The organism is Collimonas sp. OK607 (genome assembly GCF_900111995.1).
Taxonomy (GTDB): domain Bacteria; phylum Pseudomonadota; class Gammaproteobacteria; order Burkholderiales; family Burkholderiaceae_D; genus Collimonas.
This window is the reverse complement of sequence record NZ_FOKF01000033.1, coordinates 19501-39377: the sequence shown is the minus strand read 5'-3', so window position 1 is coordinate 39377 and position 19877 is coordinate 19501. Positions and strand designations below refer to the sequence as shown.

Here is a 19877-nt window from a genome sequence, read left to right as displayed (position 1 = left end):
GGTGGGCACTTAGCGCCCACGATTAACGTAACAGATCCGATTAGCCGAAGCACACCGCATAAACCGGCGGCATGGTGTTGGAAATAGTCTGCCAGCTATCACCGCCGTTTTCCGACAGCCAGACACTGCCGGTAGTAGAAGCCATCAACAGGGTGCATCCGTCATCTGCCACAGCCAAGCCATGGCGATAGATCAGGTCATAGCAGTGCTGCTGGGGCAGGCCGTTGCGCAAGGCGGTAAAGGATTTTCCACCGTCGGTGGTGCGCGTGACTGTCAGGGCGGCATCCACGGGAATGCGTGTCTGGTCAGCCTGCGCCGGGGCAAACCAGGCGGTATTGCCGTCGCCCGGATGCACCGCCACGGCGAAACCGAAATTCGACAAAGGCGCCGGACTGATTTCCTGCCAGTCTGTGCCAAAGTTGCTGGAGCGCCAGATACCATTATGATGCTGGCACCAAAGCTGATCCGGGGTATCCCTGGCGCCTGCAATCCGGTGCGGGTCTTGAATATTCTGATCGTCGATGCGCTCCGGCGGCATGTAGTTGGCGTTCATGCCTTTTGCGCTCAAGTTCCAACTGCCGCCGCCGTCATGCGTAACCCAGGCGCCGCCGCAGGAAATGCCGACCAGGACATGGCGGCTGTCGCGCGGGTCAACGCAAATGCTGTGAATTCCGGGAACGTCGTAGCCTCCGCCGAACCATTCGCGGCGCTCGGGTGCATCCCACAAGGAGTGCATGAGCGTCCACGATTCGCCGCGGTCGCCGGAACGGAACAAGCCGCCCGGCAAGGTGCCAGCCCAGATGACGCCGGGCTGGTCGGCGCCGCCGCAAGCGAGCGACCAGATGAATTTCACGCTCCAGTCGACCGGGTCGCTTTCGCCTTCGGGTTTGAGGGAATAAGCCGGTGCGGCGATTTCAGTCCATTGCTCCGTCGCAGCATCCTTGCGATGCAGCTTCACACCGAAATGGCCAAGGTTCAGCGCAGCGTAGACTGCGCCGTCGCGTGGGTCCTGCAGCACCATGGAAACCGGTTCGCCGAGAAAGGCAATCGGGCCCAGGGACCAGCCGCCATCTTGCTTTTGCAGTGAAAACAATCCTTTGCGGCTTGCGATCCAGGCGCGTTCAGTCATGGTCAACCTCCGGAGAGAGCTTGCAGAACGTGCACCTTGCTATGCGCCGTCAGCGGCGCGCTCAGATGCACGTGGTCACGTACGTTATGGCCGTCGATGAAAATCGCGACATTCGGCCGCAGGCAGCCTTGTTCATCGAGCAGATAGGCGCGCAAGCGCGGGTTGGATGTGAATGCGGTTTCCAGGCCTGCACGCAAGGTGAGGGCGTCGGTGTGGATTTCCGGCGCTGAGATAAAACGGGCAAGTTGCGGAGTAAAAATGAGTGTTGCCATAAATAGTCACCATCAGTCACCAGAACTGTTTACGCGTACTGCAATTACTATAGATCGAACCTGTATTTTTGCGATGCCTGGGTGATAACTGCCGCTGACGAGCAGGGCAACGGTGTGATTTTCACTATAATGAGCCCATCCTTGGCCTCTGTCACTCCCCCGGTTTGAAAACAACGCGCCAGCCCCTTTATCAACGTTTTGCCGAGCAGATCAGGGCTTCACTGCAGAATGGCGTGCTGCGTCCCGGCGATCGCCTGAGTTCGGTGCGGCAGGCCAGCCAGCAACACGGTTTGAGCATCACGACCGTGGTGCGCGCTTACGAACTGCTGGAAAGCGGCGGCTTGATCGAAAGCCATCCGCAGTCGGGTTATTTTGTGCGAGCCCGGTTTGCAGCCGAATCCGCATCAGCTTTGGCACTTGATCCTGCGTTTTCCGCAGTCAATGCCTCCCCCGCTGAACCTGACCGATCGCAACCGCTGCCGGTATCGGCCGAAGTTGACGTCAGCCGCCATGTATTGGCTACCCTCAAATCGATTCATCAGAACGATGCCATTCCGCTCGGTTCGCCGTATCCCGATCCAACCTTGTTTCCTGCCCGGCGCATCAGTCAATACAACGGCGCCATCCTGCGCAGCGGCGGTCCGCTGGGTGTGCTGGACGATTTACCGCCTGGCCATCCGGACCTGATCCGGCAGATCGTTCGCCGCCATCTGGAAACCGGCCTTAGCGTCGATCCCGGCGATGTGGTGATCACGGTGGGTGCTACCGAGGCCATCAACCTGTGTTTGCAGGCGGTGGCGAAAGCTGGCGACACGATCGCGGTAGAGTCGCCGACCTTTTATGCGATGCTGCATGCGATTGAGCGGCTTGGCATGCGCGCCATTGAAATCCCGACCGATCCGAGATTGGGAATGGATATCGCTGCGCTGAAAAAAGTCATGCAGAGCCAGCCGGTTGCGGCCTGCATGGTGATGCCGAATTTCCAGAATCCGCTGGGTTTTGAAATGCCGGAAGAAAACAAGCGGCAACTGGTTGAACTGGGTTCCCGCTACAACATGCCGATTATCGAAAACGGCGTGTGCAACGAGCTGTATTTCGGCACGGCGCATCCGAGCGTGTTGAAGGCTTACGACAAACGCGGCATCGTGCTGTACTGTTCATCGTTTTCCAAAAGCCTGACTTCCGCTTACCGCATCGGCTGGACCTTGCCGGGGCGTTATCGGGAGCAGGTGGAAAAACTGAAATTCCTCAACACGCTCAGCACTTCGACTTTGCCGCAACGGGCCATCGCCGCTTATCTGACGGCTGGCGGCTACGATCGCCATCTGCGCCGGGTGCGACGTACCTTGCAACAGCGCTGCGACATCATGAGCGCTTTCGTCGGGCGCTTTTTCCCTGCGGGTACGCGCATCACGCGGCCTGCCGGGGGGTATGTATTGTGGATAGAATTGCCGGCGGCGATCGATTCCATGGCCTTGTATCGGCAAGCGCTGGCGGAAGGTATCACGATTGCGCCGGGCCGCTTGTTTTCAATTTCAGACGCCTATCGTAGTTTCATTCGCATGAACTTCAGCTACAGCTGGACGCCGCAGATCGAACAGGCTATACGACGCCTGGGTGAGATGTTGGCCGAGATGCTGGCGTAGATCACGCCATCTCCGCAGCCTGGTTCGCATCCAGGGCATCGAAAATCGCTATCCCGAACGCGGTCAGGGACACCCGGCCGGTACCGTCTTCGTTGAGAGCGACGCTGACAATTTCGGCATCTTCCAAGGCACTAAGATTACGTCGCAACGTGCTCATGCGCTGCTCGACGCGTTTACTGAGTTTTGCAAGCGACATTCCCGGCTCGGCGTAGTGACCGCGCTCGTCGTTAGCATCGGCGTGCAGTGCGGACAAGATCGCCAGCACTGCATCGTCAATCTGATCGTCCCAGTTCATCATCGAATCACGCCGCAAGCTGCATGGAGCGGCGCATCAGCACCGGGATCGATTTCGATGTCGGCGTGCGCGCTTTGTCGGCGAAGCTGTTGAGCGGTACCAGCGGATTGGTTTCCGGATAGTAGCCGCTGATGCAGCCGCGTGGAATGTCGTATTCCACCAGCAGGAAGCGGTCGGCGCGGCGTTCGATGCCGTCGTCCCAGACGCCGATCAGATCGACCCAGTCGCCGGGAGCGAAGCCCAGCATCTGGATATCGAGCAGGTTGGCGAATACCACGCGCCGTTGTCCGAATACGCCGCGATAACGGTCGTCCAGTCCATAGATGGTGGTGTTGTACTGATCATGCGAACGGGTGGTCATCAGGACCATCAGTTCGGGCCCGTATTTGCGGCGCGCCTGGTGAATCGGCGTGTCCTTGGGAATCGCATGCACGATGAACTGGGCCCGGTTGCTGGCCGTTTTCCAGACCCGCTCGCGCGACGCTACGCCAAGGTGGAAACCACCCGGCTGCTTGATGCGCAGGTTGTAATCCTTGAAGGCGTCGTACACTTTTTCGATGTCGTCGCGGATCAGCGCGTAGTCCTTGACATAGTCGAGCCAGCGCGTGCGGCTCTGTTTCAGCGTGGCGTGCGCCAGGCGCGCAACAATGTCGATTTCCGACAAGCAGGTTTTGGCGACGGGTTTGTTGATGCCGTAGGAAATGTGCACCATGCTCATCGAGTCTTCGACGGTCACGCCTTGCGGGCCGCTTTCCTGCTGGTCGATTTCGGTGCGGCCCATGGTTGGCAGGATCAAGGCTTCCTTGCCGTGGATCAGATGGCTGCGATTCAGTTTGGTGGTGATGTGCACGGTCAGCGCGCAAGACTGCAATGCCTGCCATGTGCGCGGCGTGTCGGGTGTCGCCATGGCGAAGTTGCCGCCGAGTCCGATGAATACCTTGACCTGTCCTTGCAGCATCGCTTCAATCGTGCCAACCACGTCGAGACCATGCTCACGCGGCGGCTTGAAGCCGTAAACCTGCTCGATGCGATCGAGGAAAGCGGCGGTCGGTTTTTCGTCGATGCCGACAGTGCGGTCGCCTTGCACGTTGGAATGGCCGCGGACCGGACACAAGCCGGCGCCGGGGCGGCCGATATTGCCGCGCAATAGCATCAGGTTGGAGACCATCTGGATCGTCGCGACGCCATGCTTGTGCTGCGTCAGGCCCATGCCCCAGGTCGCGATGACGTTTTTGCCGCGCACGTACACTTGCGTCAGTCGTTCGATATCGTCCCGGCTGACACCCGATTCGGTGACGATGTCGTCCCAGCTCTCGGCGCGGATATCGGCAGCGAACTCTTCGAAGTAGGCGGTGTGTTCGGCAATGAAGCTGATATCGATCACGCGTTCGGTCTGGTCTTGCAGCGCCAGGTCGTCCAGTTCCAGCACGCGCTTGATGACGCCCTTGACCAGCGCCAGGTCACCGCACAGGGTAGGGCGGATAAACATGTTGCTGATGCTGGTGCCGGAGCGCGACAGCATGTCGGACGGATGTTGCGGGCTGGAGAAGCGCTCCAGTCCACGCTCGCGCAACGGATTGATGGAAACGATGGTGGCGCCACGCTTGGCGCATTCGCGCAACTCACCCATCATGCGCGGGTGATTGGTGGCGGGATTCTGGCCGAAGATCAGGAAGGTATCGGCCAGGTCGAAGTCGTCCAGCGTTACCGTGCCCTTGCCGACGCCTACGGTTTCCGGCAAGCCGACGCTGGTCGGCTCGTGGCACATGTTGGAGCAATCGGGAAAGTTGTTGGTGCCGTATTCGCGCACAAACAATTGATATAGAAACGCGGCTTCGTTGCTGGTGCGGCCGGAAGTATAGAACGACGCCTGGTTCGGATCGTCCAGCGTGTTCAGGTGATCGCTCATCAGGCTGAATGCGTCTTGCCAGGAGATCGGCTGGTACTGGTCGCTGGCGGCGTCGTACACCATTGGTTCGGTCAGGCGGCCGTGTTCTTCCAGTTCGTAGTCCGATTGCTGCAGTAATGCGCCGACGCTGTTTTTTGCAAAAAAATCTGCCGTGACGCGCTTGGAGGTAGCTTCCGCCGCCACCGCTTTGACGCCGTTTTCACAGAATTCAAAGGTCGATGCATGATCGCGGTCCGGCCAGGCGCAGCCGGGACAGTCGAAGCCGTCCGGCTGGTTCTGCGCCAGCAAGGTACGCACACCACCGCCCGGCACTCTCTCTTTCAGCAAGTGCAAAGCTACATATTTCAAGGCGCCCCAGCCGCCGGCAGGGTGGTTATATTGCTGGATTTTCTGGTCGCTCAATTTTGTTCCCCGGAGCATCTTGCGCAAACCGCGCAGAGTCCGTGGGAGTGTAATTGGCGCCCGCTTATAGCAGCATGTACAGTCAATACGATGCTTTTGGAGCACAGTTACATTTTTCGTTGTAACTGTGCTTGTTGTTGTTCCGTTGTCAGGATGAGTTGCCCGGTTGTCGCGTCGGTTTGGCTATTTATGACCGCCGCCTCCACCGTGGCCACCACCGCTACCGCTGGTAAAGTCTCCCCCGTGACCGCCGCCATGATCTCCATGCCCGCCGCCGTGGCGACCGCCATCGCCGCCGCCGGCATAGAGAGGATTGGCTGCAACATAGGCAATGACACTGTGATCAAGTATGCCAGGTGGCGCGGTCTGACTTAAATCGAATTTATCAAGATAGTCGGCGCCGTCGAAATTCCAGGCAAATGATTTGTCGCCCACGACGAATTTAACGATTTCGCCGCACGTAACATTTACGTAGGTTGTATCCGGAGCGATAACGATGGTCCGCGTGGCGGCGGTTACTACAGCCGGATCGCCCATAAGATCGATTCTGGGCGGTAATGAGCATGCGGCCCATAGCGCACTCGCAGCAATTGTCGGGATAAGCAATTTGGCGTTCATGGCTCCTCCTGGAACAGATGCGGCGAGACGCAACATGCTGATGTCGCGGGCCACATGTTGTTAGAGTGAGTCGCACCCGGCTTTGTTCATCGAAGTTTGATATAGAAAAGCCCGGCGCTCATTCCCCGAGTTGCTGGGGAGAGGGCCGGGCTTTGCTGGTTTTTGAATCGGGGGCAGTCACCGCAATTCGATCAGGGCAGTCAATCTGCCCATCGAAACGGATTTTTAAGCAGATTTAAACGTTAAACAGGAAATTCAAGACGTCGCCGTCCTTGACCACATACTCCTTGCCTTCAGCACGCATCTTGCCGGCTTCCTTGGCGCCTTGTTCACCCTTGTGGCTGATGAAGTCGTCATAGGCGATGGTTTGGGCGCGGATGAAGCCGCGTTCGAAGTCGGTGTGGATCACGCCTGCTGCTTGCGGGCCGGTATCGCCCACATGGATGGTCCATGCGCGTACTTCTTTAACGCCGGCGGTGAAGTAGGTTTGCAGGCCGAGCAGCTTGAAGGCGGCGCGGATCAAACGATCCAGGCCAGGTTCTTCCATGCCCATGTCGGCCAGGAATTCGTGTTTGTCAGCTTCGTCCAGGTCGGCGATTTCCGATTCGATGGCGGCGCAGATGGCGACGATAGGGGCGTTTTGCGAAGCAGCGTAAGCGGTCAGCTGATCCAGCAGGGGATTGTTGGTGAAGCCGTGGTCGGAGACGTTGGCGACATACATGGCCGGCTTGGCGGTGATCAGGCACAGCGGCTTGATCAGGGCCATTTCTTCGGCGTCGAGACCGCAGGCGCGTACCGGCTTGGCTTGATCAAGTTCCGGCATCAGGCGTTCCAGCAGGGCGACCAGCTTGGCGGCATCCTTGTCGCCGGAGCGGGCTTTCTTGTTTTCGCGATGGATGGCTTTTTCAACCGTGCTCATGTCGGCCAGCGCCAGCTCGGTCTGGATCACGTCGATATCGTCCAGCGGATTGATTTTGCCGGCCACGTGGATCACGTTGTCGTCTTCAAAGCAGCGTACGACGTTGACGATGGCGTCGGTTTCGCGGATATGGGCGAGGAACTGGTTGCCCAGGCCTTCGCCTTTGGAGGCGCCAGCCACCAGGCCGGCGATATCGACAAATTCCACGGTCGCCGGCAGGATACGCTCGGGCTTGACGATCTCGGCCAGCGCCTTCAGGCGTGGATCAGGCACCTCTACCATGCCGACGTTCGGCTCGATGGTGCAGAAGGGATAGTTTTCTGCCGGAATGCCCGCTTTAGTCAGGGCATTGAAGAGGGTAGATTTGCCGACGTTGGGGAGGCCGACGATGCCGCATTTGAGACTCATGGAAAAACTTTCTAAATCAATAGGTTACAGGTGGTGATAGGCGTTGCAGCTCAAGATTTATTTGGTCCGCAATGACAGGACCTATAATTGCCAGACGCACAACAAAACCAACAAAATCGAGAGTGTTTTCACAAATTTTGCGCGGATTTTGTTCAAAAAAGATGACTATTGTAACTCTGTCGGAAGGCCTTCTACAAAGGCTGCAGCCTAAAAACGATCTATATCTCCCTGATCGCATTTTGTGCGGCTTTTGCGTACGAACAGGATGGCGCTCACGAACCTTTTACGTTATGAATCAATCCGCTCGACCGACGAATACTTTAAAGCCGGAGAAGTATCCTTCTGCACCAAAGAGCTGTCAGATGGATTTCGCATGGAAAGCAGATGAGCAGGTAGCCTGTTTATAAGTTTGAGCGCAGATTTCTCCACTCGACGGAAAATAACCGCTGCGGTAATGCTAGCTGCAATTGAAACAAAAATGATTAAGAAGATATGGGGCGTGTCGAGAGTCCCGAGTTCGGAAAATTTAATCGTTAAAAAAGACGTGAGCGAAATAATCACACTGAAGTGGACCAAATATAAAGGGAATGAAATTTCACCTAGAAAATGAGAAAGTTTCGACGAGAAAAAGCCAATGGCCCAGTCAGATGTGTAAAAACAGAACACGAGAGCCGCTGAAGTCACGACGTTTATATTTATGTATTGCCAGAAATATGGCTGTCTTTTGGAAAATGTGTAGATAATTACAATGGCTATCAGTAACGCTATAGCGGCAAAACGCCATATACCAGATGCGCGTAGTCGGTTGAAGACGCCATTTGCCCGGTATTGCGCAAACAGTACTCCGATAAAGAAAAGGCAATAAAATGATTGGGCAATGACTAGAAAAATAATCACTGCATACAATATCTTAATAGGGTTTTTGAGCCGGGTAGAAAGATATAAATAAAGGAAGACTAGCAGTGAGCCCACTAGCTCAATAGACATCGTCCAAAGAAATGGATTGTACGAAACAATTTTTGAATGTCCGTCATAGACTAAATAAAACGAATAGCGCAGTAGGGAAATCAAACTTGGCTCAAAAGGTATGAACGAACCAAGCCAATCTTCACGATGGACAATCTTCGCTGCGGCAACACTGTAGTTAGCTCCGGCCAGCATCAAGACATACACGATTGCACAGGAAAGCAAAATCGGGACAGTCAGACGAAAATACCGTTTAATTAGCAGTGAATCCAGGAGCGTAAGATCCGCCTTTTTAGAGAAACCAGACGAAAGTGCATCTCCGGAAAGAATAAAGAAAACGGTTACAGCTAAGCCGCCATTGGATAAAAAATAAATGAAATCGCTGCGAAACATCGGCACTAAATTACCAAATGTCTCATTCATCAAATGGAAAAATAACACGACAAGTGCGGCCCACCCTCGGATACCGTCAATTTCGTGAAGTCGGTTTTTCATTCGGACATTATCCTGTGCGGCAAATAGCCATTAGTTGTCTAGCATTAATTTCTGGCTTTTTTAATCCTGACGTCTGCAATCGTATTGACGGTTTTAGCGGCCTTATTTAGCGGTATGCAACTGCATGGTCGCTGCTTCAAATTTGCCTTCGCAAAGCTGGGGAATGATTTTCAGGCTGTCGCCGATCGCATCTTCAATCAGCACTTGTTCATCTTTGCGTGGGCGATGCAGTACAAAGTCGGCAACAACCTGCTGCAGGCTCAAGCTGCGCGGATGGCCGATACCCAACCGCAGGCGCCAGTAATCCTGGGTGCCAAGGGCGGCGGTGATATCTTTTAAACCATTATGTCCACCGGAGGAGCCGCCTTTTTTCAATTTGGCGCTGCCTGGCGGCAGATCCAGCTCATCATGCACCACCAGGATTTCTTCCGTCGCGATCTTGTAGAAACGCGCCAGCGCACCGACCGACTGACCAGAGCGATTCATGAAAGTCTGCGGTTCCAGCAGCCAGACTTCCTGGCGGGCAATGCTGGTCTTGGCGACGAAGGCGTTGAAGCGTGCTTCCCTGGCCAGTTTGCAGCCGAGCTCGTTGGCCAGATTGTCGACCAGCCAGAAGCCGGCGTTGTGACGGGTTTGCTCGTATTCCGGGCCGGGATTGCCGAGGCCGACGATGAGACGAATGGACATAGGTTTGCTTTGTACTTTTTTGGGTTGTGCCGATTTTGAACTGGCTGCTTTTGACCTTGCCGATTATCGCGGATATTGCGCATCAGTGTCTTATCGTGGCCCGGCGATTTACCTTAAACAGCTTTGCAACAATAAAAAACCCGCCACGAAGGCGGGTTTTTCGACCAGAAAACCGCTCTGGCAAATACGACGATTGCTATTACTTCTTGTCAGCAGCAGGAGCATCAGCAGCTGGTGCAGCTGCAGCGGCTGGCGCTTCAGCTTCAACCTTGCCGGCTGGGATCGATGCAGTAGCGATAGTCAGGTTTTCTTGCGAAACCGCTGTCACGCCCTTAGGCAATTTCAGGTCAGCCAGGTGGATCGAGTGACCGACTTCGATGTTGGTCAGGTCGACTTCGACGAATTCTGGCAGGTCGGCAGGCAAGCAAGCGATGTCCAGGTCAGCGATAACGTGGCTGATGATGGCGCCGGACAATTTCACTGCAGGAGCTACGTCTGCATTGATGAAGTGCAGAGGCACTTTAACGTGGATTGCTTGTTTTGCATCAACGCGCTGGAAGTCAGCGTGCAATACCAGTTGTTTGTATGCGTGGACTTGGAAGTCGCGCAGCAAAACTTTCTGTACCGAACCGTCGATTTCGAGGTCGAGGATCGAGGAGTGGAAAGTTTCTTTTTTCAGCGCGTGGTACAGCGCATTGTGGTCCAGCGAGATATTCACCGGCGCGTCGGAACCACCATAAACGATACCTGGGGTTTGGCCAGCATTGCGCAGGCGGCGGCTCGCTCCGGTCCCCTGCTCTTTGCGTACAAATGCGATTACTTTCATTTTGAAGCTCCATTGTGTGCCGGACTATTTAATGTCCGGCGGTAAAAATTCCCCGCGACCAGGGAATTTAAGGTCGTCTTTGCATCTGTTGCCAGATGCGAGGACGATAAAACTGAATTCTTATTCTGCAAACAGCGACATGACCGAGTCGCCCTTGGTAATACGCTTGAACGTTTCGGCGAGCAACTCTGCACATGACAACTGGCGGATCTTGCCGCAGGCCTTGGCTTCTGCCGACAGCGGGATGGTATCGACAACTACCAGTTCATCCAGCGGCGAATTGACGATGCGCTCGAGGGCCGGGCCGGACAGCACCGGATGTGTACAGTAAGCGACTACTTTCTTGGCGCCGCGCTCTTTCAATACTTCGGCTGCCTTGGTCAGGGTGCCGGCGGTATCTACCATGTCATCCATGATCACGCAGTTACGGCCTTCGACTTCACCGATGATGTTCATGACTTCAGACACATTCGCCTTCGGCCGGCGCTTGTCGATGATTGCCAGGTCGCAATTCAGGCGTTTTGCCAGTGCACGGGCGCGAACCACGCCGCCGACGTCCGGCGATACGACCAGCAGGTCGTCGTAATTCTTGCTAACCAGGTCGCCCAGCAAAATCGGCGATGCGTAAATATTGTCAACTGGAATGTCGAAGAAGCCTTGAATCTGGTCAGCGTGCAGATCCATGATCAAGACACGTTCGACACCGGCTTCCTGCAACATGTTGGCGACAACCTTGGCTGAAATCGCAACCCGCGCCGAGCGTGGGCGGCGGTCTTGTCGTGCGTAACCATAATAAGGAATCGCAGCGGTAATCCGGCCGGCTGAAGCACGCTTCAGGGCATCGACCATCAACATGATTTCCATCAGGTTGTCATTGGTCGGCGCGCAGGTCGATTGCAGCACAAATACATCTTTGCCGCGCACGTTCTCGTTAATCTCGACCATTACTTCGCCGTCGGAGAATTTGGTAACGTTGGCTTTGCCTAGCGGGATACCGAGTTGCTTGGCAACTCCAATAGCTAGTTCCGGGTTTGCGTTACCGGTAAAAACCATCAGGTTTTCGTTTGCCATGGATATCCCTGGATACTGTCGTTAAAAAGTTGAAAAGCCGACAATGCCAGACTGGTGCAGTCTTGCGTTGGCGGCTTATGTGTTCGCTGTGTGCAGTTTTGTATTTCTGATGCGGCGTAATGTTGCTACCGCTGTAAGACCAAATTTCCTGCTGGACATTATTGTCCGTATTTAATGGCAGGGGAAGAAGGATTCGAACCTTCGAATGCTGGAATCAAAATCCAGTGCCTTAACCAGCTTGGCGATTCCCCTACGCAACTTGTTGTCTACCATAAATCCGCGCCGCATTTGAAAGCTGCGCTTGAATCTGATGCTAAACCGAATTCTGTACTTCTCTACTACTTCAGCAACCCCGCGAGCGGATGTTCCTGCATCGCCTTGGCTTTCCATGCTTTCCAGTGACTCGGTACCAGTTTCAGTACTTCCTCAGCCTCGTTTTCTTGTGTAAAGTCACAAAAAACACAAGCGCCGGATCCGGTCATTCTGGCATCTCCATAATTACTGAGCCATTTGATGGCATCGGCAACTTCTGGGAACTGCTTGGCAGCCACGGGTTCCAAATCGTTTTTTCCGAAGATCTTTTTAGTACCTATCGAAAAGTCCGTCATTTTGACGGGTTTCGTACACCTTGTCAATTCCGAACTTGAAAAAATTAATGCAGTCGGAATTGTTACGCCGGGCTGAATTATAACGAACCACAGCCCGGGGGTGTCAAGCATTTGTAAGGTTTCTCCTATTCCTTCTGCAAATGCATTCCGCCCGAACAGGAAAAACGGCACATCAGCGCCCAATTGCAGACCCAAAACCATTAATTCTTCACGTGACAGGCCGCCTTGCCAGAGATGGTTGAGCACCATCAGCGTGGTGGCGGCATCGGAAGAGCCGCCGCCCAGTCCGCCGCCCATAGGCAGATTCTTTTCGATACGGATGTTTGCGCCTAATGCTGCAGGGGTAATTCCTGCAGCGCCGGCTTTTTCACGTATCGCGTTTTGCAGCAATTTGCCGGCGCGGACGATCAGGTCGCTTTCCTCAGGCACACCCGCAATCTCGGTGGTGCGGCGGATCTGGTCGTCAGCGCGCACTTCGAAATGCAAAAGATCGTTGAAATCGACGAGCTGGAACACGGTTTGCAGCAGATGATAGCCATCCGGGCGGCGTCCGGTGACGTGTAAAAACAGATTCAGCTTGGCTGGCGCGGGGCAGTTGTTCAACGTGCGTGTCATTACAAACTCAGTGTGGTCGATATATTTAGTGTGGCTGGCGGCTGTCGATGACGATGCGGATCGCGACATCGCCGGCTTGCGTGGCGTTGCGCGCCAGGTCTATCCGCTTCGGATAGCTTTCGGCACCGCTGCCGAGGTCTTGCCAGTTGGTATATTGGATCAGCCAGTTATCGGCGGTCGTAACGCTGAAGCTGTCGGCGGCTGTCGGCGGGGTCGCTGTAAAGCGCTTGCCGGCGGCGCTCTGGCCGAAACCTTGCAGCCAATCGCGCAGGCCGGCAATCGGCAACGGCCAGCCCAGCGCCTGCACCGTCAGCGCATCGACATCGCTGGCGCTGCGCGCCGGTTGGCCGCTTTGTTTGAGCGTTGCCTGGTCAGCCGCAATATTGATGGTGGCCAGGGTTTGTCCCAGTGGCGAGAGCAGGGTGATCACGGTTTCCCGCTTGTCTTGCGACCAGGTAAAGCTACCGTGTACTGCCTGGTCTTTGCCGTTTTGCTGATAACGTATCGACAGGCGGCCGCTGACGTCGATGGCTTGATGATATTGCCGTGTTGCCGCGCCGGCGGCGACGCTAGAGCCAGTTGCGGCAGTCGATGTGGACGGTGGCGACAACGTGCTGCAGCCGCTGAGCACAACGGCTGCCAAGGCAACCGCCGGCAGGCCGCTGCGCCGGATTGCCGCCAGCGTTGGCCACGTGGTCTTGATGCTCTTGGTCTTGCCTGATACTTGCATCATATGCTGGCGCCCAGCCGGATCAGCGTATTTTTCAGCGCGTCGTTTTGCGGGTCTTTCTGGCGCACTTCGCGCCACAATTTTTGCGCATCGGTTTTTTGTCCTTTAACCCACAGGACCTCACCCAGGTGCACGCCGATTTCCGGATCGGGCAGCAAGCCGTAGGCATTGCGCAGCCGTGATTCGGCTTCGTTCAGGTTGCCCATGCGATATTGCACCCAGCCCATGCTGTCGACAATGAACGGATCTTGCGGCGCCAGCGCCAGCGCTTTCTGAATCAGCGCCAGTGCTTCCGGCAAACGGATATTGCGCTCTGCCAGCGAGTAACCTAGCGCGTTATACGCCTGCTGATTCTCCGGCGCCAGCGCGATCAGCTTGCGCAGCGCGATTTCCATGGCGGTCAGGTTGTTCAGTTTTTCTGCTGTCATGGCGTAGTCGTACAGCAGGTCTGGATTCTCCGGTTGCGTCTTGAGCGCTGTCTCCAGAACTTTGAATGCTTCTTGCGGACGATTGGATTCGCGTAGCAATTGTGCTTCCACCTGGGTTACCTGGGCTTTTTCATGTTCGCCATTGGTCTCGATCTCGGCCAGCACCCTGCGCGCGCCGTTCAGGTCGCCGCGTTTGGACAGTAACTGGGCACGCCGCAACTGGGCATCCAGATAGGCATCGCCCGGTTCGACTTGCGCCAGCCATTTCAGCGCGGCATCGGTGTCGTTCCGATCGGCGGCAATCTGCGCCAGGATCAGCAAGGCCTGGGTGTTGTCGCGTGCTTCGTTAGGATGCTGGCCCAGTTGATCGACATAGCTGGTCAGGTAACGTTCTGCCGCCCTGGTGTCGCCGATCTGCGCATTTAACAGGCCGAGCGCCAGTAGAGTGGTGACATCCTGCTTGTCGCTTTTTAGCAGGATTTCAAATTGACTGCGGGCCTGTTCATATTTCTTCTGGTCGATCAGGGTACGCGCATAAGCCACCCGCACTTCACGCGAACCTGGATACTTCTTGAGGAAATCGGTCAGGATGGGTTCGACGTCTTTACTGTCCGGCGCGACTTGCGCGCTGGTCAGGATCGCCAGTTCAGAATCGGGCTTGAGATTCAGCGCTATTTTCGCTTCCTCTTGAGCACGGATGCTGTTGCCTGAGCCGAACGCTTGCTGCGCCAGCGCCAGATGCGCTTCCGACATTGCGGTGTAGGGCGTGACCAGTTGTTCCAGCAAGGTAAACGCGCCGGCCTTGTCTTGCGCCCGCGCCAGCAAACGCTGGATCTGCAGCATCATCACGCCACGCGCTTGCGCCGGCGCGTCTTGCAGGCGCTTTTCGAGAATTGGCCTGGCCTCTGCCAGATTGTTGCTGAGCATGATGAAGCCGAGATAATACTGGGTTGCCTCGTCCGAATCCGGTGCAAGTTCACGCCACAGACGGATGGCGACCAGCGCTTCGTTGGCTTGTTTGGCGCTGAGCGCCATTTCGGCCGCGCGCCGGGCCAGGCGCGGGTCACGCGTTTGCTGGGCAGCGCCCAGCAGCGTTACGTATGCGGATTGCCAGTTGCCGCGCTGGAAAGCGATTTCGGAACTGAGTATTTTGAACAGGAGTTCCTTGGACAACGCCACCGATGGCAAATGTTCTTCCGGCGGCTTGACCGGCATTACCCTGGGCGCCAGCTTACGGCTCGTGATTTGCTCGGGACTGGCCGTTGCGGCGGCTGCAGGTGTTGTGCTGACTGCACCTGCGGCAGCATCAGGATTTGTAGCATCGTTGCCTGGCGTCACACCGGCGCAAGCCGACAGCAAGGTGGAGAGCGTTACAATGGCAAGGGTTTTTTTCAAGGGAATATCCTGGCTTGGCATGCATTTGTAGAGACCTGATGTGGGAAATCCAAAATAAATATTACATTCAGGTCCTTAGTCATTTCCCGAAAACTGGTTTTCAGAGGTAATCTTGATTTTACGCCCAACCAGAGAGCAATGCGCAGTCGCCACCTCCGGATTTGTTTCAAAAAGTACATAAAAATAGTTGAATCGATTATGCCATTTCACGCAAGAACGTATCTGAACCATGCCCGAATTACCTGAAGTCGAAGTGACGCGACGCGGCGTTGCGCCGTATCTCGACGGTCGTGCGGTGACTGCCGTGACCTTTCGCCACCGCGGCCTGCGCTGGCCGTTTCCGCTCGATTTGCCGCAACTGCTGATCGGCCATAAGGTACGCAGCACTGGCCGCCGCGGCAAGTATCTATTACTACGTTTCGATCACGGTACTGTGATTATCCATCTGGGGATGTCTGGGCATCTGCGTATCCTGGAACTTGGCGTTGAACCGCAAAAGCATGACCATTTCGACCTGGTGGTTGGCCGGCAGTTGCTGCGCCTGACCGATCCGCGGCGTTTCGGCGCAGTGCTCTGGCATGCCGATGCCGACGGTCCGGTGGAGCAGCACGTGCTGCTGGCAGGATTGGGGCTGGAGCCGCTGGAAGATATTTTCTCCGCGCAGATTCTTTATCAAAAGACGCGTAACCGCAGCGCGCCGATCAAGCAGGTGCTGCTGGCCGGCGACATCGTGGTCGGGGTCGGCAATATCTATGCTTCCGAGAGCCTGTTTCGCGCCGGCATCAATCCAAAAACGCCAGCGCATCGCATCAGCCTGGCGCGCTATGAAAGGCTAGTTGATGCCATTCGGATAATTTTAGCGGCTGCAATTGACAAGGGTGGCAGCACTTTACGTGATTTTATTGGTGCCGATGGTCAATCTGGCTACTTCCAACAGAGTTATTTCGTCTATGATCGTGCTGGGTTGCCGTGTAGAAATTGTGGAGCATTGATTACGCAGATTAAACAGGGGCAGCGTTCGACGTTTTATTGCAAAAAATGTCAGAAATGAATATGGCTGAAATGCGTGGCTGAAATGCGTGTGTGAAGTGCGTCTCCGAAATGCACGTCAGAAGTGCATATTAAAGAAAATTAGAGAAGATAGGCGAGAGAGATAGTGAGCAATCTAGTCCAAAAATTCCAGGAATATAGCGAGTGGCGCACCGGCGTGGCGGGCGCCTTGCGACGTTATCAGACGTGGGCGAGCGCTTCGAAGCTGTCGGATGTCGCCAGCGAGCAGCGCATCAGCAGGGCTTTGGCGCGGCTGACCGACGATAAATTATCGATCGCCTTCGTCGCCGAATTTTCGCGTGGCAAATCGGAACTGATCAATGCGATCTTTTTCGCCGATTACGGCCAACGCATCTTGCCGTCAGCCGCCGGCCGCACCACCATGTGTCCGACCGAGCTGCTGTATGACGCGTCGTTCCCGTCGTGCATCCGCCTGTTGCCGATAGAAACCCGGGCAGAATCGCAATCGACCAGCGACTACAAGGGCGCACATCATGTCTGGACGGTGTTGCCGCTGGATATTTCATCCACGGACGGCATGCTGGAAGCTTTCAAGCAGGTCAGCCTGACCAAATGGGTGCCGGTGGAAGAGGCCAAGCTCTACGGCCTCTACGACGAGGACGATCCGGACGCCGCGATGACCATCGATGCGCTGGGGCGCGTCGAAATTTCTCAATGGCGCCATGCCATCGTCAATTTCCCGCATCCCTTGCTGAAAGAGGGGCTGGTGATTATCGATACGCCGGGTTTGAACGCGATCGGTACCGAGCCGGAGCTGACGCTCAACCTGATTCCCAACGCCCATGCGGTATTGTTCATCCTGGCGGCAGATACTGGCGTCACAAAAAGCGATATCGACGTCTGGCGCCATCATATCGGCAGCGGCGCCGGCCGCATGGTGGTGCTGAACAAGATCGACAGCATGTGGGATGAGCTGCGCTCGCCGTTCGAGGTAGAGCAGCAAATCAGTCGGCAGGTGTCGAGCGTGGCGCACACGCTGGGGTTGGCGGAGACGCAGGTGTATCCGGTTTCGGCGCAAAAGGGCTTGGTCGGCAAGATCAACGGTGAGCCTGATCTGCTGAAGAAAAGTCGTTTGCCGGCTCTGGAAAATGCTTTGTCGCGCGAGTTGATCCCGGCCAAGCGCGACATCATCCGGTCCCAGTTGATTGGCGATATCCATGATCTGACGGTCACCAAGCAAGCCTTGATGTCGGCGCATATCCGCAGCGTGGTTGAGCAGTTGCTGGAATTGAAGAGCTTGCGCGGCAAGAATACTTCCATCATCAGCCACATGATGAAGCGTATCGATATCGAGAAAAAGGAATTCGACGAAAGCCTGTTGAAGTTGCAGGGCACGCGCATGGTGTTTGCGCGCTTGTCGGCGGGCGTGTTTTCGACGCTGGGCATGGGTTTGCTGAAAGAAGAAATCCGTAAAACGCGGGAGACCATGGAAGGCAGCATGTTCACCGCCGGCTTCCGCCATGCTGTGAAGGAGTTCTTTGACAAGGCCCAGGAAAACCTGATGCTGTCGGGCCAGAAGACGGATGAAATTTCGGAAATGATGACCATCATGTACCGCAAGTTCTCGACCGAACACGGGCTGGCCCTGTCGACGCCGATGCCGTTTTCGCTGGATAAGTATCGCAATGAAATCGGCGTGATCGAAACTGCTTATCATCGCCAGTTCGGCGCGGTCACGTTGGTGAAGACAAGCCAGGTGGTGCTGATGCAGAAATTCTTCGATTCGATCGCCTCGCGCGTGAAGCAGAGTTTCTTGCAAGCCAACCGCGATGTCGATGCCTGGCTCAAGGTGGTGATGGCGCCGCTGGAGGAACAGATCCGCGCCCACAAATCGCAGCTCAAGCAACGTACCGATTCGATTGAACGGGTGCATGTGGCGATTGACAGCCTGGAAGAAAAAATCGAGTCGGTGGAAATGCTGCAGAGGGAACTGACTGCACAAAGGAATACTTTGATGGCGTTGGAAAACGATTTGAGAAATGCGCTGGGAAGCGAACTGGCGCCGATGAAAGTTGCGGTATAGATGAAACGTGTAGTTACTAATAGCAGTATCGGCAGCAACGGCGGTAACGGGTCTACAGATGCGCAGGCATTTGCTGACCCGTCATTTTCTTCTGCAGTGATTCTCTGGCAGAAGCAACACGGCCGCCACGCATTACCGTGGCAGCAGACGCGCGACGCCTATCGTGTCTGGCTGTCCGAAATCATGTTGCAGCAAACGCAGGTGGCCGCTGTGATTCCCTATTACCAGCGTTTCCTGTCAAGCTTTCCGGATGTGCAATCCCTGGCTGCCGCACCAAGCGAAGAGGTGATGGCGCATTGGAGCGGCCTGGGTTACTACACGCGAGCGCGCAATTTGCATCGCTGCGCGCAACGCGTGGTGGCCGAGCATGGCGGGATATTTCCGCGGGATCCTGAGCTGCTGCAAGAACTGCCAGGCATCGGTCGTTCGACAGCTGCTGCCATCGCTGCATTCTCTTACGGTGTGCAGGCGGCGATTTTGGATGGCAACGTCAAACGCGTGTTCGCCAGGGTGTTCGGTATCGATGGTTATCCCGGCGCCAAGCCGATCGAAGATGCCATGTGGCGCCGCGCAGTGGCACTGTTGCCGGAACAAGGTGTGGAATCGTATACCCAGGGCCTGATGGATCTCGGGGCAACGCTTTGCACACGCAGCAAACCGTCTTGCGGGACTTGTCCGCTGGCGCAACGCTGCGTCGCGCTGGCCACCGACCGGGTTGGACAACTGCCGGTACGCAAACCGAAAAAAGCCATTCCCGAAAAACATACCGGCATGCTGGTGATCGTCGATCGACATCAGGTTTTGCTGGAGCAGCGTCCCGACAGCGGTATCTGGGGCGGCTTGCTGTCGCTGCCGGAAATCGCGCCGGGAGCAGATTTCGAGGCAACGTTAAGTCGCGCCACCGCTGCGTTAGGCGTAGTCGCATCATGCGAACCGCTGCAACCGTTCACCCACGTCTTTACGCATTTCAAATTGCAGATATCACCATTCCAGATTGCGCTTGAGCGACGACTGGAAGGTATCGCCCAGGCCAACTACGTATGGTATCCGGCTGAAAAACTGGCAGACGCGCCGTTGCCGGCGCCGGTCAAGAAATTGTTGCTGGAAGTCTTTCGCGAAGCTGATTTGTTCGCTTGAATTTGTAGTTGCGGTCTGTGCGAAGAGCAATCCGAACTAACCGGGGTCAGAGTGAGCTTTCGGTATGCTTCACCGCCCAAACTTCACTCTGACCCCGCTTAGTGGACCACGGAGCAGGAGTCGTAAAACAAAAAGAAAAAAGCAGACGATAAGTGAACTACATTTCTCCGAAACCGTGATGTGGGGTCAGAGTCGAGTTTCGCGATAAAGCCTGCGAAAGTCGACTC

The 19877-nt window shown here is 55.7% G+C and carries 17 protein-coding genes and 1 tRNA gene; 4 read left to right on the top strand and 14 right to left on the bottom strand.

Translation table 11 applies throughout. The features are described from left to right. Positions 1 to 40: 40 nt before the first annotated feature. Positions 41 to 1129, bottom strand: a complete 1089-nt coding sequence (locus tag BM029_RS19480; protein ID WP_092438854.1) for a sialidase — start codon at positions 1127 to 1129, stop codon at positions 41 to 43. Between the two features lie 2 nt (positions 1130 to 1131). Next, complete coding sequence (locus tag BM029_RS19475) at positions 1132 to 1401, bottom strand: MoaD/ThiS family protein (RefSeq protein ID WP_092438852.1); 270 nt, start codon at positions 1399 to 1401, stop codon at positions 1132 to 1134. A gap of 164 nt (positions 1402 to 1565) precedes the next feature. Here BM029_RS19475 and BM029_RS19470 point away from each other — a divergent pair, with 164 nt between their 5' ends. Then, positions 1566 to 3047 carry an aminotransferase-like domain-containing protein gene (locus tag BM029_RS19470; RefSeq protein WP_092438850.1) on the top strand — a complete coding sequence of 494 codons (1482 nt, stop codon included), beginning with the start codon at positions 1566 to 1568 and terminating at the stop codon, positions 3045 to 3047. A 1-nt stretch (position 3048) separates the two neighbouring features. On the opposite strand, the gene BM029_RS19465 is transcribed toward BM029_RS19470, so the two are convergent. The 12 genes from BM029_RS19465 to BM029_RS19410 form a co-directional block, all read right to left on the bottom strand. Continuing rightward, on the bottom strand, positions 3049 to 3345 hold the full coding sequence (locus tag BM029_RS19465; protein WP_092438848.1) for a helix-turn-helix domain-containing protein: 297 nt from the start codon (positions 3343 to 3345) through the stop codon (positions 3049 to 3051). A gap of 4 nt (positions 3346 to 3349) precedes the next feature. After that, positions 3350 to 5671: an FdhF/YdeP family oxidoreductase gene (locus BM029_RS19460; protein WP_092438846.1), complete on the bottom strand. Its 2322-nt coding sequence runs from the start codon at positions 5669 to 5671 to the stop codon at positions 3350 to 3352. A 165-nt stretch (positions 5672 to 5836) separates the two neighbouring features. Further along, positions 5837 to 6271, bottom strand: coding sequence for a CzcE family metal-binding protein (locus BM029_RS19455; protein WP_092438844.1), 435 nt, complete (start codon positions 6269 to 6271; stop codon positions 5837 to 5839). Positions 6272 to 6506: 235 nt separating this feature from the next. Further along, on the bottom strand, positions 6507 to 7598 hold the full coding sequence (ychF, locus tag BM029_RS19450; protein ID WP_092438842.1) for a redox-regulated ATPase YchF: 1092 nt from the start codon (positions 7596 to 7598) through the stop codon (positions 6507 to 6509). Between the two features lie 288 nt (positions 7599 to 7886). After that, a complete protein-coding gene (locus BM029_RS19445) occupies positions 7887 to 9059 on the bottom strand; it encodes an acyltransferase family protein (RefSeq protein WP_092438840.1) in 1173 nt (390 codons plus the stop codon). Between the two features lie 102 nt (positions 9060 to 9161). Continuing rightward, on the bottom strand, positions 9162 to 9746 hold the full coding sequence (pth, locus tag BM029_RS19440) for an aminoacyl-tRNA hydrolase (protein WP_092438838.1): 585 nt from the start codon (positions 9744 to 9746) through the stop codon (positions 9162 to 9164). Between the two features lie 199 nt (positions 9747 to 9945). Beyond that, the gene (locus BM029_RS19435) at positions 9946 to 10572 is read right to left on the bottom strand and encodes a 50S ribosomal protein L25/general stress protein Ctc (RefSeq protein ID WP_092438836.1); all 627 of its coding nucleotides are present in this window, start codon (positions 10570 to 10572) and stop codon (positions 9946 to 9948) included. Positions 10573 to 10692: 120 nt separating this feature from the next. Next, the gene (locus BM029_RS19430; RefSeq protein WP_038485244.1) at positions 10693 to 11643 is read right to left on the bottom strand and encodes a ribose-phosphate pyrophosphokinase; all 951 of its coding nucleotides are present in this window, start codon (positions 11641 to 11643) and stop codon (positions 10693 to 10695) included. A 175-nt stretch (positions 11644 to 11818) separates the two neighbouring features. Next, positions 11819 to 11895 (bottom strand) — tRNA-Gln (locus BM029_RS19425). Between the two features lie 86 nt (positions 11896 to 11981). Further along, positions 11982 to 12866 carry a 4-(cytidine 5'-diphospho)-2-C-methyl-D-erythritol kinase gene (gene ispE / locus BM029_RS19420; protein ID WP_092438834.1) on the bottom strand — a complete coding sequence of 295 codons (885 nt, stop codon included), beginning with the start codon at positions 12864 to 12866 and terminating at the stop codon, positions 11982 to 11984. Positions 12867 to 12891: 25 nt separating this feature from the next. Continuing rightward, complete coding sequence (gene lolB, locus BM029_RS19415; RefSeq protein WP_244545129.1) at positions 12892 to 13599, bottom strand: lipoprotein insertase outer membrane protein LolB; 708 nt, start codon at positions 13597 to 13599, stop codon at positions 12892 to 12894. Continuing rightward, positions 13596 to 15419: a tetratricopeptide repeat protein gene (locus BM029_RS19410; protein ID WP_244545128.1), complete on the bottom strand. Its 1824-nt coding sequence runs from the start codon at positions 15417 to 15419 to the stop codon at positions 13596 to 13598. The genes lolB and BM029_RS19410 overlap by 4 nt, the downstream gene beginning before the upstream one ends. Before the next feature lie 229 nt (positions 15420 to 15648). On the opposite strand from BM029_RS19410, the gene mutM reads away from it, so the two are divergent. The 3 genes from mutM (at position 15649) to mutY (ending at position 19650) form a co-directional block, all read left to right on the top strand. After that, complete coding sequence (mutM, locus tag BM029_RS19405; protein WP_092438830.1) at positions 15649 to 16470, top strand: bifunctional DNA-formamidopyrimidine glycosylase/DNA-(apurinic or apyrimidinic site) lyase; 822 nt, start codon at positions 15649 to 15651, stop codon at positions 16468 to 16470. Between the two features lie 105 nt (positions 16471 to 16575). After that, positions 16576 to 18513 carry a dynamin family protein gene (locus BM029_RS19400; RefSeq protein ID WP_092438828.1) on the top strand — a complete coding sequence of 646 codons (1938 nt, stop codon included), beginning with the start codon at positions 16576 to 16578 and terminating at the stop codon, positions 18511 to 18513. Beyond that, complete coding sequence (mutY, locus tag BM029_RS19395) at positions 18514 to 19650, top strand: A/G-specific adenine glycosylase (protein ID WP_092438826.1); 1137 nt, start codon at positions 18514 to 18516, stop codon at positions 19648 to 19650. The last annotated feature ends 227 nt before the right edge of the window (positions 19651 to 19877 follow it).

Bases quoted from the DNA above. Each gene is read 5' to 3' on its own strand.
- BM029_RS19480 (WP_092438854.1), bottom strand. From the start codon at position 1,129: ATGACTGAACGCGCCTGGATCGCAAGCCGCAAAGGATTGTTTTCACTG.
- BM029_RS19475 (WP_092438852.1), bottom strand. From the start codon at position 1,401: ATGGCAACACTCATTTTTACTCCGCAACTTGCCCGTTTTATCTCAGCG.
- BM029_RS19465 (WP_092438848.1), bottom strand. From the start codon at position 3,345: ATGATGAACTGGGACGATCAGATTGACGATGCAGTGCTGGCGATCTTG.
- BM029_RS19460 (WP_092438846.1), bottom strand. From the start codon at position 5,671: ATGCTCCGGGGAACAAAATTGAGCGACCAGAAAATCCAGCAATATAAC.
- BM029_RS19455 (WP_092438844.1), bottom strand. From the start codon at position 6,271: ATGAACGCCAAATTGCTTATCCCGACAATTGCTGCGAGTGCGCTATGG.
- ychF (WP_092438842.1), bottom strand. From the start codon at position 7,598: ATGAGTCTCAAATGCGGCATCGTCGGCCTCCCCAACGTCGGCAAATCT.
- BM029_RS19445 (WP_092438840.1), bottom strand. From the start codon at position 9,059: ATGAAAAACCGACTTCACGAAATTGACGGTATCCGAGGGTGGGCCGCA.
- pth (WP_092438838.1), bottom strand. From the start codon at position 9,746: ATGTCCATTCGTCTCATCGTCGGCCTCGGCAATCCCGGCCCGGAATAC.
- BM029_RS19435 (WP_092438836.1), bottom strand. From the start codon at position 10,572: ATGAAAGTAATCGCATTTGTACGCAAAGAGCAGGGGACCGGAGCGAGC.
- BM029_RS19430 (WP_038485244.1), bottom strand. From the start codon at position 11,643: ATGGCAAACGAAAACCTGATGGTTTTTACCGGTAACGCAAACCCGGAA.
- ispE (WP_092438834.1), bottom strand. From the start codon at position 12,866: ATGACACGCACGTTGAACAACTGCCCCGCGCCAGCCAAGCTGAATCTG.
- lolB (WP_244545129.1), bottom strand. From the start codon at position 13,599: ATGATGCAAGTATCAGGCAAGACCAAGAGCATCAAGACCACGTGGCCA.
- mutM (WP_092438830.1), top strand. From the start codon at position 15,649: ATGCCCGAATTACCTGAAGTCGAAGTGACGCGACGCGGCGTTGCGCCG.
- mutY (WP_092438826.1), top strand. From the start codon at position 18,514: ATGAAACGTGTAGTTACTAATAGCAGTATCGGCAGCAACGGCGGTAAC.